At 66.5% G+C, this 14,582-nt stretch carries 11 protein-coding genes; 5 read left to right on the top strand and 6 right to left on the bottom strand.

The features are described 5' to 3' along the window. Nucleotides 1-113: 113 nt before the first annotated feature. Together LGM71_RS12115 and LGM71_RS12120 are read left to right on the top strand one after the other, a co-directional pair. A complete protein-coding gene (locus LGM71_RS12115) occupies nucleotides 114-1,103 on the top strand; it encodes an AAA family ATPase (RefSeq protein ID WP_151049635.1) in 990 nt (329 codons plus the stop codon). After that, nucleotides 1,100-2,821, top strand: coding sequence for a cobaltochelatase CobT-related protein (locus LGM71_RS12120; RefSeq protein ID WP_226114942.1), 1,722 nt, complete (start codon nucleotides 1,100-1,102; stop codon nucleotides 2,819-2,821). The genes LGM71_RS12115 and LGM71_RS12120 overlap by 4 nt, the downstream gene beginning before the upstream one ends. Before the next feature lie 97 nt (nucleotides 2,822-2,918). Here LGM71_RS12120 and LGM71_RS12125 read toward each other — a convergent pair whose 3' ends face one another. The 4 genes from LGM71_RS12125 to LGM71_RS12140 all read right to left on the bottom strand — a co-directional run bounded on the left by LGM71_RS12125 (nucleotide 2,919) and on the right by LGM71_RS12140 (nucleotide 7,234). Continuing rightward, complete coding sequence (locus LGM71_RS12125; protein WP_059598806.1) at nucleotides 2,919-3,686, bottom strand: sulfite exporter TauE/SafE family protein; 768 nt, start codon at nucleotides 3,684-3,686, stop codon at nucleotides 2,919-2,921. Continuing rightward, entirely contained in the window at nucleotides 3,683-4,717 is a 1,035-nt protein-coding gene (pta, locus tag LGM71_RS12130; protein ID WP_226114943.1) for a phosphate acetyltransferase, read from the bottom strand. Before pta ends, LGM71_RS12125 begins: the two co-directional genes overlap by 4 nt. 129 nt (nucleotides 4,718-4,846) lie before the next feature. After that, nucleotides 4,847-6,664, bottom strand: a complete 1,818-nt coding sequence (xsc, locus tag LGM71_RS12135; protein WP_059598808.1) for a sulfoacetaldehyde acetyltransferase — start codon at nucleotides 6,662-6,664, stop codon at nucleotides 4,847-4,849. A 171-nt stretch (nucleotides 6,665-6,835) separates the two neighbouring features. After that, a complete protein-coding gene (locus LGM71_RS12140; protein WP_059598809.1) occupies nucleotides 6,836-7,234 on the bottom strand; it encodes a nuclear transport factor 2 family protein in 399 nt (132 codons plus the stop codon). A gap of 660 nt (nucleotides 7,235-7,894) precedes the next feature. Here LGM71_RS12140 and LGM71_RS12145 point away from each other — a divergent pair. Further along, nucleotides 7,895-8,347, top strand: a complete 453-nt coding sequence (locus tag LGM71_RS12145) for a hypothetical protein (RefSeq protein ID WP_226114944.1) — start codon at nucleotides 7,895-7,897, stop codon at nucleotides 8,345-8,347. A 45-nt stretch (nucleotides 8,348-8,392) separates the two neighbouring features. Here the strand turns inward: LGM71_RS12145 and LGM71_RS12150 are convergent, their stop codons facing one another. Beyond that, nucleotides 8,393-9,919 (bottom strand): PLP-dependent aminotransferase family protein, encoded by a 1,527-nt coding sequence (locus LGM71_RS12150; RefSeq protein WP_226114945.1) that lies wholly within the window; start codon nucleotides 9,917-9,919, stop codon nucleotides 8,393-8,395. A 271-nt stretch (nucleotides 9,920-10,190) separates the two neighbouring features. On the opposite strand from LGM71_RS12150, the gene LGM71_RS12155 reads away from it, so the two are divergent. Next, nucleotides 10,191-10,547, top strand: coding sequence for a GNAT family N-acetyltransferase (locus LGM71_RS12155; RefSeq protein ID WP_226114946.1), 357 nt, complete (start codon nucleotides 10,191-10,193; stop codon nucleotides 10,545-10,547). A 44-nt stretch (nucleotides 10,548-10,591) separates the two neighbouring features. Continuing rightward, entirely contained in the window at nucleotides 10,592-12,046 is a 1,455-nt protein-coding gene (phnY, locus tag LGM71_RS12160) for a phosphonoacetaldehyde dehydrogenase (RefSeq protein WP_226114947.1), read from the top strand. A gap of 45 nt (nucleotides 12,047-12,091) precedes the next feature. Here phnY and LGM71_RS12165 read toward each other — a convergent pair whose 3' ends face one another. Next, on the bottom strand, nucleotides 12,092-14,329 hold the full coding sequence (locus LGM71_RS12165; RefSeq protein WP_226114948.1) for a TonB-dependent receptor: 2,238 nt from the start codon (nucleotides 14,327-14,329) through the stop codon (nucleotides 12,092-12,094). Between the last annotated feature and the right edge of the window lie 253 nt (nucleotides 14,330-14,582).

Consider the following 14,582-nt stretch of genomic DNA (forward strand, 5'->3'; position numbering starts at 1 on the left):
CCCGTTGAACCGGTCCGAACTTTCGGCAACGGAACGAATCGTTCCGTAAACACGGCTGGCGCGGGTGCGAGGATCGATGCCTGCGCGATCAGCAACGACAGGAGCGCAACGCAATGGATGGGGTGGCGAACAAGCCGGACTGCATGGTGTCGGTCCGTGAACGCTTCGGGTTCGATTCGGACCTGATGGTGCCGGCGTTCAGCGCGCGCGACGATCACGTGCCCGATATCGACGACGCCTACCGTTTCAACCCGGACGTCACGCTCGCGATCCTCGCGGGATTTGCGCGCAATCGCCGCGTGCTCGTGCAGGGGATGCACGGCACCGGCAAGTCGACGCATATCGAGCAGGTCGCGGCACGGCTGAACTGGCCGTGCGTGCGCGTGAACCTCGACGGCCACATCAGCCGGCTCGATCTCGTCGGCAAGGATGCGATCGTCGTGCGCGACGACGTGCAGGTGACCGAATTCCAGGAAGGGATCGTGCCGTGGGCGCTGCAGCGTCCGGTCGCGCTGATCTTCGACGAATACGATGCGGGGCGGCCTGACGTGATGTTCGTGATCCAGCGGATTCTCGAGCGCGACGGCAAGTTCACGCTGCTCGACCAGAACCGCGTGATCCATCCGCATCCGTCGTTCCGGCTGTTCGCGACCGCGAACACGGTGGGGCTCGGCAACCTGAACGGGCTCTATCACGGCACGCAGATGCTCAACCATGCGCAGATGGATCGCTGGAACGTGGTCGCGACGCTCGACTACCTGCCGCGCGACGAGGAGATCGGCATCGTGCGCGCACGCGTGCCGGAACTCGCGGACGAAGCCGGCCGCCCGCTGCTCGAATCGATGGTGAGCCTCGCGGAGCTGACGCGCAACGGCTTCGCGACCGGCGACCTGTCGACGCTGATGTCGCCGCGCACGGTGATCAACTGGGCCGAGAACTGCCAGATCTTCCGCGATCCGGCGCTCGCGTTCCGGCTCACGTTCCTGAACAAGTGCGACGACGCCGAGCGGCCGGTCGTCGCCGAGTATTACCAGCGCTGTTTCGGCGAGGAGCTGGCGGTCGCGTCGCGTGCCGGCGGCGGCGAGCCGGGAGCGGGGCGGTGAGCGCCGATCGCGACGCCGCGCGCCGCGCATCGGCGCGCGAAGCGCTGGGCGCGTCGACCGTGCGTGCACTGACACGCGACGCGGCGCTGCATTACCGTGCGGGCCGCGTGTGTCGCGACCTGCGGCCACTGCCGATCCATGCGCCGCACCTGCGCGCGCAGGCGGCCGACGACGATCTCGCGTCGTGGCGCGGCGCGGCCGACGGCGCCGCGCTGCGCATCCTGCATTCCGATGCGGACCTGCATCGCGCGTTGTCCGGCGACGATCCGCTCGAACGCGTGCTGTTCGAAATGCTCGAGCAACTGCGCTGCGAATCGCTGGCGCCACCCGCCATGCGCGGCGTCGTGCAGAACCTGCGCCATCGTTTCGACACCTGGTCGCGCGCGTTCCATCGGTCGGGACAGGCCGATACGCATGTCGGAATCCTTGTTTACACGGTCGCGCAGATCGCATGGTCGCGGCTGACGGGGTGGCCCGTGCTCGAGGAGACGGAAGACCTGATCGAAGCGTCGCGCGCGGCGATCGTGCCCGAGATCGGCGTGCAGCTCGCGGGGCTCAAGCGGTGCCGGCACGATCAGCGCGCATTCGCGGAACATGCGTTGACACTTGCGAAGCGCATTGCATCGATGATTCGCGATGCGCGCGCGGCCGTCGTGGAAACGGAGACGCAAGACGCGCGCGAGCAGGACGATGCGCTGACGAATTTCTCGCTGTGGGTCGATTTCGACGACACGGGCATCGACCTGCCGGCCCTCGTGGAGACGGGCGACAGCGCCGTGCTGCAGGGCGGCGATGCCGTCTACCGTGCTTATACGACGCGTTACGACCGCGAGCTCCGGCCGGCCGCGCAGATCCGCGCGGCACTGCTGCGCGAGTACCGCGACCGGCTCGACGGCCAGGTCACCGCGCAGCGGATCAACGTCACGCGGCTCGCACGTGTGCTGCGTGCGGCGCTCGTCGTGCCGCAGGCCGACGGCTGGTCGTTCGGCGAGGAACATGGCCGCCTCGACGGCCGCCGGCTCGCGCAGCTCGTCAGTTCGCCGGCCGAACGGCGGCTGTTCCGGCTCGAACGCGTGCGGCCGCATGCCGATTGCGCGCTCGCGTTCCTGGTCGACTGTTCGGGATCGATGAAGACGTGGATCGATGGCGTCGCGCTGATGGTAGACACGCTGGCCCGCGCGGGCGATGCCGCCGGTCTCGCGACCGAAGTGCTCGGCTTCACGACGCTCGCATGGAACGGCGGCCGCGCGCGGCAGGACTGGCTCTCGCGCGGCAGGCCGCGCCATCCGGGCCGGCTCAACGAAACCGGCCACCTGGTGTTCAAGGATGCGGACACGCGCTGGCGGCATGCGCGCACGGGTATCGCCGCGCTGTTCAAGGCCGATCTGTTCCGTGAGGGTGTCGACGGCGAAGCGGTCGAATGGGCGTGCGCGCGGCTTGCGGCGCGGCCGGAGGCGCGCAGGATCCTCGTCGTGATCTCGGACGGCAGCCCGATGGACGGCGCCACGGCGCTCGCGAACGATCCGTTCTACCTCGACAACCATCTGAAGCAGGTGGTCGCGCGCCAGGAGGCGGCTGGCCGCGTCGAAGTGCTCGGGCTCGGCGTCGGGCTCGATCTCGGCCCGTATTACCGGCACCGGCTCGCGATCGACCTTGCATCAGCGCCGGACATGAAGCGGCTCGTCGAAATCGCGCGCTGGATCGGCGCGCGGCGATGAAGCAGGCGACGGCCTGCAAGGCGGATGCGGCAACACGCACGCGTCTCGACCGAATGCCGTATGCAGGCCGGTTCGCTGCGGCATGCGCCGCGCGGCATCACGCGCCGCGCAGCAGCGGCGGCAGCGACGTCGCGATCAACCCGATGCCGATCGCCATCAGCACGCCGAACGCAAGCCGGCGCAGCGCGACCGGCGACAGCGGCGGCGGGTAGTGGCGCGCGGCCACCGTCGTGAGCATCACGACCGGCGTCGCGATCGCCGCCAGCAGCCAGATGTCGCGATCGAGCTGGCCTTCGCACGCGCTGTACAGCACGCGAGTGGCCGAGGTCGTCGTAAACAGCACGATCAGCGCGCAGCGGATCTGCACGAGCGTCAGCGGTTGCCGGTAGAACTGGAAGATCAGCGGCGGCCCCGACACGCCGAACATCCCGCTCAGCAAGCCACCGAACAGGCCGCTGACGAAGAAGCTGCGGTTGTCCGAGCGCTCGGTGAGCGGCGCCGGCCGCAGCGCCGCACTCAGGCCGCCGTACAGCACGACTGCGCCGAGAATGAGCTGCAGCAGGTCGGCCGCCGAGCGGCTCAGGCATTCGAGCAGCAGCACGCCCGCGACGACCGACGGCAGGATGCCGAGCGTCGCCGCGCCCACCGCGCGCCAGTCGATGTGATGCAGCCGGCCGGGCAGCGCGGTCGCGCCGTTCGCGAGCGACACGACGCTCATCAGCGTGGCGACGGTGGCGAGCGGCGCGAGACCGAAGCCGCTCGTCGCGCCCATCACGATCATCCCGAGCCCGAAGCCGGTGACGGTCTGGAAATAGCTGCCGGCGCCGATCACCGCGATCAGGATCGCCAGTTTGTCGGCTGTCATGCGTGTGCGGCCTCGCCGGTCGCGGCGCGCTGCGCGGCCGCCTGCGCCTGCACGGTGGTTGCGGCGATCACGTGATACACGTCGTCGGCGCTGCAGCCGCGCGACAGGTCGTTCGCGGGCCGGCGCAAGCCTTGCAGCAGCGGGCCGACGGCCTTTGCGCGACCGATCCGCTCGGCGAGCTTGTAGCCGATGTTGCCGGCTTCGAGGCTCGGGAACACGAGCACGTTCGCGTGGCCGCCCACCTGCGAATGCGCGATCTTGCGCTCGGCGATTTCCGCAACGATCGCCGCGTCGAGCTGCACGTCGCCGTCGATCGCAAGCGCCGGGCGCAGTTCGCGTACCTGCGCGGTCGCGGCCGTCACCTTGTCGACCGCCGCGTGATGCGCGCTGCCACTCGTCGAGAACGACAGCATCGCGACACGCGGTTCCTCGCCGAGCAGCGCGTGCGCGCTGTCGGCGGCGGCCATCGCGATCTCGGCGAGCTGATTGGCATCCGGATCGACGACCAGCGCACAGTCGGAGAAGATCAGTCCGCCCTTGATCGTGTGAAACGGTTCGCACAGCATCATCAGGAAGAAACTCGATACGATCCGGAACGCGGGATCGACACCGATCAGCTGGATCGCCGCGCGCACGACGTCGGCCGTTGCATGCACGGCGCCCGCGACCGAGCCGTCCGCATCGCCGAGCCGTACCATCAGGTTCGCATGGCAGAGCGGATCGAGCACCGCGTCGCGCGCGGCATCGGCCGTCATGCCCTTGCTCTTGCGCAGCGCATGCAGCGCGTCCGCATAGGCATCGCATTGGGCGGCGCTGGCCGGATCGACGAGCGTCATGCCGTCGAGATCGATCGCGTCGCGCGCGGCCGCCGCGTGGATCGCCGCACGGTTGCCGACGAGCACGATGCGGGCGATGCCGTCGCGCGTTGCGCGCGCGGCGGCCTGCAGCACGCGCGGATCGTCGGCTTCGCACAGCGCGATGCGCATCGGCTGGCGGCGCGCGGATTCGAGAATGCGGTCGAGGGCTTTCATCGTTCGCTCGGATAGGAAAGGAAAAACGGCCGGATGCGGCGGCCCGCACGGGGCACGGCGTCCGGCCGGAGGGCCGGCCGCGCGAGAGGGGCGCGCGACCGGCAACGGGGGTGCGTCAGCGACGCGGCATTACACGTAGTCCTTGTACTTGTCGAGCATCCGAACCGGCTTCGACAGCGCATCGCGACGGAACGGATCGCCGAGTTCACGCGTGCACATGATCTCGATGATCGTGGTCTTGCCTTCGTTCATCTGCATGTCGATGGCACGCTTGAGGGCCGGGCCCACGTCCTCGAGGCGGTCGACCGTGATCCCTTCGGCGCCCATCGCACGCGCGATCGCCGCGAAGCTCTGGTTGTCGAGTTCGCCCGCGACGAAGCGGCGGTTGTAGAAGTCGACCTGGTTCTTCTTCTCCGCGCCCCACTGGCGGTTGTGGAACACGACGGCCGTGACCGGGATGTTGTGGCGCACGCAGGTCATCGTTTCCATCAGGCTCATGCCCCACGCGCCGTCGCCCGCATACGACACGGCCGGACGGTGCGGCGCGGCGACCTTCGCGCCGATGATCGTCGGGAACGCGTAGCCGCAGTTGCCCCAGCTCATCGCCGCGAAGAAGCTGCGCGGCTTGTTGAAGCGCAGGTAGCTGTTCGCGACCGAGTTGATGTTGCCGATGTCGGTCGACACCATCACGTCCTCGGGCATCGCCTTCTCGAGTTCGCGCAGCACCTGGCGCGGATGCAGGTACTGGCCGCCGCTGAACGGCTTCTCGTGCTTCTGCTCCTCGATCATGTCGAGGCTGAATGCGTCGCGCTCGTGCGTCCAGTCGTCGAGTTCCTTTTCCCACGCGGCCTTTTCCGTCGCGATCTGGTCGGCGCGCTCGCCGCGCGAGCCATCGCACACGAGCGTGCGGCCTTCGAGGCGTTGCGTGAGTGCGATCGCCGCGGCCTTCGCGTCGCCGCAGATGCCGACCGAGATCTTCTTCACGAGGCCGAGCATCTTGTGGTCCGCGTCGATCTGGATGATCTTCGCGTCCTTCGGCCAGTAGTCCATCCCGTGCTGCGGCAGCGTGCCGAACGGCCCGAGGCGCGAGCCGAGCGCGATCACGACGTCGGCGCGCGACAGCAGTTTCATCGCAGCCTTCGAGCCCTGGTAGCCGAGCGGGCCGCACCACAGCGGATGGTTTGCCGGGAACGAGTCGTTGTGCAGGTAGCTGTTGACGACCGGCGCGCCGAGCCGTTCCGCGAGCGCCTTGCATTCCTCGATCGCGTCGGCCATCACGACGCCGCCGCCCGAGATGATGACCGGGAACTTCGCCTGCGCGATCAGCGCGGCCGCGTCGTCCAGGCTCTGTTCGCCGCCGGCGCCGCGGTCGAGCCGTCGCGGTTGCGGAATCTCGACCTTGACCTTGCCGTAGAAGTAGTCGCGCGGGATGTTCAACTGCGTCGGGCCCATCTCGGCCTGCGCGCGGTCGAAGCAGCGCGCGGTGAATTCGGCCATCCGTGCCGGGTGCGTGACGTGACCCTGGTACTTCGTGAATTCCTGGAACATCGGCAGCTGGTTCGCTTCCTGGAAGCCGCCGAGGCCGATGCCCATCGTGCCGGCTTCCGGCGTGACGATCACCACCGGGCTATGTGCCCAGTACGCGGCCGCGATCGCGGTCACGCAGTTGCTGATGCCGGGGCCGTTCTGGCCGATCACGACGCCGTGGCGGCCCGACACGCGCGCGTAGCCGTCGGCCATGTGGCCCGCGCCCTGTTCGTGCACGACCGGGATCAGGCGGATGCCGGCCGGCGCGAAGATGTCCATCGCATCCATGAACGCGGAGCCCATGATGCCGAACATGTCGGTCACGCCGTTGGCCGCGAGGGTTTCGACGAAGGCTTCGGACGGCGTCATGTCCTGCGGACCGTTGGCCGATGCACGCAGGGAAGTGGATTGTTCGCTCATGGGTTGTCTCCGATTGTTCAATTAACGGAACGTCTTGTTCCAGATGCTATTTGCTGGGGAAGGCCGGTCAAGTCATTCCGCCCGCTGTCGGCGAATGTGGAATGAAATGAAATGATTCGTTTCAAAATGCGCGCGGGGGGCGGTGGCCCGAGTGGCGCGCGAGGCGCACGCTCAGGCCGGCTGTTTCGGCCGTTCCTTGCGGAACGCGCGCTTGACGGCGATCAGCCCGTCGCGGAATTCGAACAGGTCGCAGCCTTCGGCCTCGATGCGCCAGCCTTCGGCGTGCGTGCCCGTGAACACCCACTCGGAGACGCCGCGCTCGCCGGCGACGGTGTGGCGACCGTGACCCCAGTGTGCGTCGGGGAAGGTCTTGAACACGGCTTCGAACGCGGCGCGTACCGCGTCGCGGCCGACGAAGCGCGTGCCGTGGATGTCGGGGCCGCCGGCCGCGTCGAATACGCAGTCCTCGGTCATGAAGCCCATCAACGCGTTGGCGTCGTGCCGGTTGAATGCTTCGGAAAATGCCGCGAGCGTGGCGGCCGTGACGGGGGCGGTGAGCGTGTCGGACATAACGTGTCTCCTGTCGAATGATGGGCGGTGCGCAAGGCGCTGGCGCGCATGCGGCACGCGGTATCGACACGTTAGTGAGCGCTCGTTTTTGGCGGTAGCGCCAGTCGGGAGGTTTCGCTTGGGCCAGAGTCGGATGCTTATCTGCAGGGCGGCAGAGGGTGGCTTGCGTCACACTTTTTGATTATTTCCCTGGGTATCAAAGTATGCGGAGGTGTCGAGATGATTTTCAGAGGGGGCAGGCGTTTTTATGTGAAAAGTAAGAATTGATTTTTTGGATTAAAGGGGAGGGTCGAAGTTGTTCGAATTCGATCGAATGAAATCGAAATAATCCGAAATTCAATGTGCTGCTTGGTCGACTGACAGCTTGAGTATCTGCTGGTCCGCGCGCGGTTTCTTCGCTCAATGTTTCGTTGGGTCTGCGTGACCATCGCCCGATTCAGTTGACGTAAAGCGCTGCCGATCAAGTCGGGAGCGCAGACGTGCGATCGGCCTTTTACCAACTTCATTCGAGGAATCGACTATGTCGCGACGCGCAGTCAGAAACGGCGACCCGACGACGACGGGAGGCTTCGTCGTCGCAACGACAGCAACGAGCATGGGGGCGATCACATCCGGATTTGGCGATCAACAATGCTGAAAGCATCGCGGGGTACGTCGTAGATGGCGACTAACTTCCTGGCTGCTGTCGTGCTCGCGTTGATCCTTGCGCAGACAGCGCTTGCGTGCGAAGGGCCAAAAAACCATCCCGGTCAATACATCGACATTCGCTTTGAAAGTGATTCAAGCGAGATGTCCAGGACCGAACTGGCACGGTTGTCAGCATGGTCGAGCGATTTACGCAATCGCTTTCCGATTATCGATGTTGTCTGGCTTGTAGGGCTTTCGGAATCGACGGAACGGAACGCGCAGCAGTTGGCGTACCGACGCGCTGAAAACGTCATGAATGCGCTTGACCAGTTCGCGATCAAAGGCAGGCGAAGCGCATTGATCGGTCGAATCTACCAGCCGGTTCCCGAGATCGATCAAAGCGGGCGGCGCGTGGAGGTCAATGTGGGTCCGGGATGCCCGGACCATTGTTGCTCAACCTCGAGCCCCACCCCTGCCGGGCGTTGACGTTACACGCCATCCTGACAAAGCCCGCGACATCGCGGGCCTCTCTCACTGATCGGGCTTCTGCCCCCGCACACATTGCGCGAGTGCCCGCACGCCCGGCTCGATCCGCTCCAGCGGAATCGCGGAAAACCCCATCCGGAAGCATCGACGCGCGTTGCTGTCGTCGTTCATGAAGAACACGCCGCCAGGCTCGATCAGAATTCCCGCCTCCTGGGCGTCCACCGCGAGCCGCGCCGCGTCGAGCCATGGCGGCCCCTCGACCCAGCACGACGCGCCGCCCGTCACCGGCACGTAGCGCGCTTCCGGCAAGTGCGTGTCGAGCGCAGCCATCAGCGCCTGCGAGCGCTCGCTGTACGCATGCGCGAGCCGGCGCAGCAACGCGTCGTGATGGCCGAGCGCGAGAAAGGTTGCGAACGCCCGCTGGATATACGCAACCGGATGGCGCACCATCAGCCGCCGCAGCGCCCGCAACTCGCGGATCAGCTCGCGCGGCCCGACCACGTAGCCGAGCCGCAGCCCCGGCGCGAACGTCTTCGACAGGCTGCCGACGTAGATCACGCGGTCGGCCGTGTCGAGGCTCTTCAATGCCGGATGCGGCGTGCCGGAGAACGTGTTTTCGCTCTCGTAGTCGTCCTCGATGATCACGAAGTCATGCTGCTGCGCGCAATCGAGCAGCGCGCGGCGGCGTTCGACCGGCATCGTCGCGGTGGTCGGGCACTGATGGCTCGGCGTCACGTACACGTAGTCGCAGCGCGAGAGCGTATCGCCGAGCGCATCGGGTGCGATCCCGTGGCCGTCGACCGGCAGCGGCAGCAGCCGCGCGTCGCGGTTCTCGAAGATGTTGCGCGCATCCGGATAGCCGGGGTTCTCGAAACCGACCGTCGTGTGCTTGCCGCACAGCAGGTCCGCGATCAGGTAAAGCGCCTGCTGGCAGCCGTTCGTGACGACGATCTCGTCGGGCATCGCGAACACGCCGCGCCGCGGCAGCACGCGCGTGCGGATCTGCTGGATCAGCGATTCGTCGTCGCGTTCGATCAGGTCGGGGGCCCAGTTGCGGATCTCCATCACCGACAGCGCCTTCAGGCAGCATTCGCGCCAGTCGTTGGTCGGAAACAGCGACTGGTCGAACTGCCCGTAGATGAACGGAAATTCGTAGTGCTGCCAGTTTGCGGGCTTCACGATGTTGCGCTGCCTCGACGGCGGATGCGTGATGCGCTTTTCCCAGGCGGGGCGTCCGGGCACGTCGTCGCCACCGGCGGGCAGCGCGCCGGCCCGGGCCTGCGCGAAGCCGGGCACGCCTTCGAGCATCTTCGGGTTCACGAAGTGCCCGCTGCGTTCGCGCGAGATCAGGTAGCCCTCTTCGACGAGCATCTGGTACGCGAGCACGACGGTGTTGCGCGCGACGCCGAGCTGGTCGGCAAGCTCGCGGCTCGACGGCAGCGCGGCATCGGGGGCGAGCTGGCCGTCGAGGATCGCGGCCACGAGCATCCGCCGGATCTGGTCCTGCAGGCTCGACGCCGACGACCGCCGGAACTGCTGGGCCCATAAGGCGGTCGGGGTACGACTCGACATGCTTCCTCCTGTGATCGGTACGGGAAACGCGAGGCGGTGCGCGTGGTGTGCACGTGGCCCGCGAGTGGCGCGGTTTCGCGAGAATACGCGCGTCGCGGCGCGGATGTGGACTCAATGAAATGTGTTGTCTGGCACTACTGCGCGCCGGCGTGGCAAGACGATACTCAACTCGTCGCGCCCGGACGATCCGGATAACTCCCCGGTACGCGGGCGCAGGAGGGCGTGCGTGCATCGCGTTCGCCTGCAGCGTGATGAAAAGGAGAGGGACGCCATGCACGTCGTCGTGTTCAGGGATCGCTGCGAGCGCGTGATCCGCATCGTGTTCGACGATGCAGGCAAGACGTTCGTCGCGTATCGCGACGGCGACGCGATCGGAGAACTCGACATCGATGACGCAGGTGGCGGTGATGGCCGATCGCCGTCGCTCATGCGGCTATACGTCGAACCCGCCTACCGGCGCAGCGGCATCGCGCACACGCTTCTCGCGTGCGCGGCGCGTGAATTCGGGCAGCCGATTCGCATCGACGCCGGCGCGCGTGCATGGCCCGCTACGTCGGCGTGGTCGACGCTGTGCCGCTGCCTCGAATACGAAGGATTGGTCGTGGTGCGCCAGGCCGCGCCGCATTAACCGAAAGCGTGGCCACGATCACGCTGCACCAGGAAGGAGACGACATGAGTACGGTCCTGAAGCCGATTCCCGCATCCGACGTGCGGCACGAAGCGTTGAGCATCGACGGGCAGCGCGTGTGGCGCGATGCAGTCATCGACGTGCGCAACCCGTACGACGGAACGCTCGTCGGCACCGTGCCGAAGGCGACGCTGGACGACGTGCGGCGCGCGTTCGCGGTGGCACGTGCCTACCGGCCGACGTTCACGCGCCACGAGCGTGCGGCGATCCTGCGCCGCGCGGCCGACATCGTGCGCGCGCGCACCGCCGAGATCGCGGCGCTGATCACGGCCGAGGCCGGGTTGTGCATCAAGGATTCGACGTACGAAGCCGGGCGCGTTGCCGACGTGCTCACGTTCGGCGCGGGCGAAGTGCTGAAGGACGACGGGCAGATCTTCTCGTGCGATCTGACGCCGCACGGCAAGAAGCGCCGCGTGTACACGCAGCGCGAACCGCTGCTCGGCGTGATCTCCGCGATTACGCCGTTCAACCATCCGATGAACCAGGTCGCGCACAAGGTCGTGCCGTCGGTCGCGACCAACAACCGGATCGTCGTGAAGCCGTCGGAGAAGGTGCCGCTATCGTGCTACCTCTTTGCGGACATCCTGTATGAAGCCGGCCTGCCGCCGCAGATGCTGCAAGTGCTCACCGGTGACCCGAAGGAGATCGCCGATGAGCTGATCACGAACCCGGCGATCGACCTCATCACGTTTACCGGCGGCGTATCGATCGGCAAGTCGATCGCGTCGCGAATGGGCTACCGGCGCGCGGTGCTCGAACTCGGCGGCAACGATCCGATCATCGTGATGGACGATGCCGATCTCGACGAAGCGAGCACGCTCGCCGTGTCGGGCTCGTACAAGAACTCGGGGCAGCGCTGCACCGCGATCAAGCGCATGCTCGTGCACGAGGCGGTGGCCGATCGCTTCACCGAGCTGGTCGTCGAGAAAACGCGCGCGTGGTCGTACGGCAATCCGTCCGATCCGTCGGTGGACATGGGCACGGTGATCGACGAGGCGGCCGCGACGTTCTGCGAGCAGCAGGTGAACGACGCGATCGCGCGCGGTGCGCGGCTGCTGGTCGGCAACGTGCGCGACGGCGCGCTGTATTCGCCGACCGTGATCGATCGCGTGACACCCGATATGCCGCTCGTGAAGTACGAGACGTTCGGCCCGGTGTCGCCGATCATGCGCTTTCGCGACATCGACGAAGCAATCCGGATGTCGAACAGCACCGACTATGCGCTGTCGTCGTCGGTCTGCACGAACCGCTTCGACAACATCACGCGTTTCATCACCGAGCTGGAAGTCGGTAGCGTGAACGTGCGCGAGGTGCCGGGCTACCGGCTCGAACTGACGCCGTTCGGCGGCGTGAAGGATTCGGGCCTCGGCTACAAGGAAGGCGTGCAGGAGGCGATGAAGAGCTTCACGAACGTGAAGACGTATTCGCTGCCGTGGTGAGCGAGGCGGGGAAGGGCGCATCGCACCCTCCCGCCGCCACCGGCATTACTGATAGAAGTTGAGCGTGACCATCGCCGAGCGGCCCGGCGCCCACGTCGCGTAGATCGGATAGGCGCTCGCGTAATACTTCTTGTCGAACAGGTTCTGCACGTTGAGCTGCACGTCCATCGTCTTGTTCACGCGCCATGTCGCGGCCGCGTCGAAGCGCGCGTAGCCGGGCGTCCATTTCTTCGTCGTCGCGGATACCGACGCGTAGGTCTGGCTCATCACCGTCGCACCGGCGCCGAGCGTGAGCTTCGGCATCACGTCGTAGCTCGTCCACAGCGTGAAGTTGTGCTTCGGCACCATCACCATCGGCAGGCCCGATGCGCCCGGGCTGCCGGGGCCCGCGTCGGTCGTGATCGCATTCAGGTACGAGTAGCCGCCGAACACGTGCCACTTCCGTGTCAGGTTGCCCGCGAAGCCGAACTCGAAACCGCGCACGCGTTGCTTGCCCGCGTTGACCGTGTGACCAAGGCCGTCGCTGACGCGCGCATTGGTCTTGTCGGTCTGGAACAGGGCCGACGTGAGCGACAGCTGGTCCTGCAGCACGTCCCACTTCGCGCCGATCTCGATGTTGCGCGAGCGCTCGGGTGCGAGGTCCTGGTTCGTCGCGGTGATCTGGTCGGTGCCGCCGCCGAGGCCGCCGTTCGACCCCGGCGGGTTCGACGACGTGCCGTACGACGCATACAGGCTCACGTTGGTCACCGGCTTGAACACGAGGCCGAACTGGTAGCTGAACAGGTTCGACGTGTTCGACAGGTCGGCCACGCCGGCCTGCTTGCCGGTCGTGTCGTAGCGGTCGAAGCGCAGCCCGGTGTTGAACTGCCAGCGCTCGGACAGCTTCACGGTATCGAAGATGTACGCGGATACCGTGTCGGTGCGCGTGTTCGTCGTCGGGCCGGGGAAGCTCTTGTCGCCGTTCAGGACGATGCTGCCGGTCCACGGCATGTTCGGGTTCCAGCCGCCTGCGAGCGGCGTGCAGTTGCCGGCCACCGAGCAGGGGCCGCCCGAGCGGATGTTGTGGCCGGCCGAATCCGACACGAGGTAGCCCTCGTAGCGCGCCTGTTCGTGGCTGAACTCGACGCCGGCCGTCATCGTGTGCTTCATGCCGAACAGGCTGGCGCTGCCGGTCACCTCGGTCTGGTTCGAGAAGCCGTTGAGCGCGTACTTGCCGCTCTTCGCCTGCAGCGCGAGCATGTTCGGGTTCGACGCGAGGATCTGCGGATTCGTCGCGACGTAGTCGAGCGTCGAGCGCCCGAACATCGTCGTGTTCTTCAGCTTCCAGTCGTCGTTGATCTTGTGCTCGACGCGCACTTCGGCGGTGTCGGTCTGCCCGTAGCGGTAGTCGCGCGTGTTCAGCCCGAAGAACTGCCCGCGATCGGTCGGCACCGGCGTGCCGCCCGTCGAACGGAACGGCACGCTGAAATCCGGCATGTCGTACGAGTTCATGTGGTAGTAGCTGACCGTGACCGTGGTCGGCGTGTTCAGCCCGAACACGATCGACGGCGCGACGCCCCAGCGCTTGTTGTACACGTCGTTGCGGCCGGCCTGGTTCGCGTCGTGACCCATCACGTTCAGGCGCACGGCCGTCGTGTCGTTGATCTTGCGGTTTGCGTCGACCGTCGCGCGCTTGTAGCCGTCGGTGCCGAAGCCGATGCTGCTGTTGATGAAGTCGTCGTTCTTCGGCGTCTTCGTGACGATGTCGATGCTGCCGCCGACCGAGCCGCGGCCCGCATAGACCGAATCGGGGCCCTTGATCACGCTGATCTGCTCGACCGCGAAGGTCTCGCGGTTCTGCAGCCCCGAGTCGCGCATCCCGTCGACGAAGATCGAGTTGCGCGATTCGAAGCCGCGGATCACCGGGCGGTCGGCCGACGGGTTCGCGGCGGCGTCGCCGCCGAGGAACGTGATGCCCGGCACCGAACGCAGCGCATCCGCGAACGACGTGACGTTCTTTTCCTTGATCAGCTGTTCGGGGATCACCGTGACCGAGCGCGGCGTGTCGAGCAGCGGCGCGGTGAACTTGTACGACGGCGAGCGCTTCACCTGCAAGTCCGACAGCGCGGACGACTGGACCGCGATCGTCGGCAGCGTCGCCGACGTATCGGCGGCGGCCGGCTGGGCGGCAGGGGAGGCGGGTGCGGGAGCGGTTTCGGCGGAAGCGAGCAGCGGCGTCAGGAAAACGGAGCAGGTCAGTGCTGACACGAGGGCACGGGGCCGCGTCTTGAACTGGGCAGGCATGGCGAGAGGCAGCGGAAGTATCGGTGATCGGATGCGTCGTCGCGATGCCGGCGGGCAGGCCCGGGACATCGGAAAACGTCAATGTAAATGAAAATGATTCGCGTTAGCGATCGCAATTCTACGAATTATTACGAGATATGTAAACAATCGAATGGTCGTTGTACTGAACCGGTCTGGCTTGCGTGGCGGGCGCGATGGCTTTGCGTGCTGCGCAATACCGCTTTCCACGGGGCGTCCGTCTCGACCCGGCGGC

Origin of the sequence: Burkholderia sp. AU33545, from assembly GCF_020419685.1 — a bacterium.
GTDB classification, from domain to species: domain Bacteria; phylum Pseudomonadota; class Gammaproteobacteria; order Burkholderiales; family Burkholderiaceae; genus Burkholderia; species Burkholderia diffusa.

Bases quoted from the DNA above. Each gene is read 5' to 3' on its own strand.
- LGM71_RS12165 (WP_226114948.1), bottom strand. From the start codon at position 14,329: ATGCCTGCCCAGTTCAAGACGCGGCCCCGTGCCCTCGTGTCAGCACTG.
- LGM71_RS12145 (WP_226114944.1), top strand. From the start codon at position 7,895: ATGGCGACTAACTTCCTGGCTGCTGTCGTGCTCGCGTTGATCCTTGCG.
- LGM71_RS12150 (WP_226114945.1), bottom strand. From the start codon at position 9,919: ATGTCGAGTCGTACCCCGACCGCCTTATGGGCCCAGCAGTTCCGGCGG.
- LGM71_RS12125 (WP_059598806.1), bottom strand. From the start codon at position 3,686: ATGACAGCCGACAAACTGGCGATCCTGATCGCGGTGATCGGCGCCGGC.
- pta (WP_226114943.1), bottom strand. From the start codon at position 4,717: ATGAAAGCCCTCGACCGCATTCTCGAATCCGCGCGCCGCCAGCCGATG.
- xsc (WP_059598808.1), bottom strand. From the start codon at position 6,664: ATGAGCGAACAATCCACTTCCCTGCGTGCATCGGCCAACGGTCCGCAG.
- LGM71_RS12155 (WP_226114946.1), top strand. From the start codon at position 10,191: ATGCACGTCGTCGTGTTCAGGGATCGCTGCGAGCGCGTGATCCGCATC.
- LGM71_RS12140 (WP_059598809.1), bottom strand. From the start codon at position 7,234: ATGTCCGACACGCTCACCGCCCCCGTCACGGCCGCCACGCTCGCGGCA.
- LGM71_RS12115 (WP_151049635.1), top strand. From the start codon at position 114: ATGGATGGGGTGGCGAACAAGCCGGACTGCATGGTGTCGGTCCGTGAA.
- phnY (WP_226114947.1), top strand. From the start codon at position 10,592: ATGAGTACGGTCCTGAAGCCGATTCCCGCATCCGACGTGCGGCACGAA.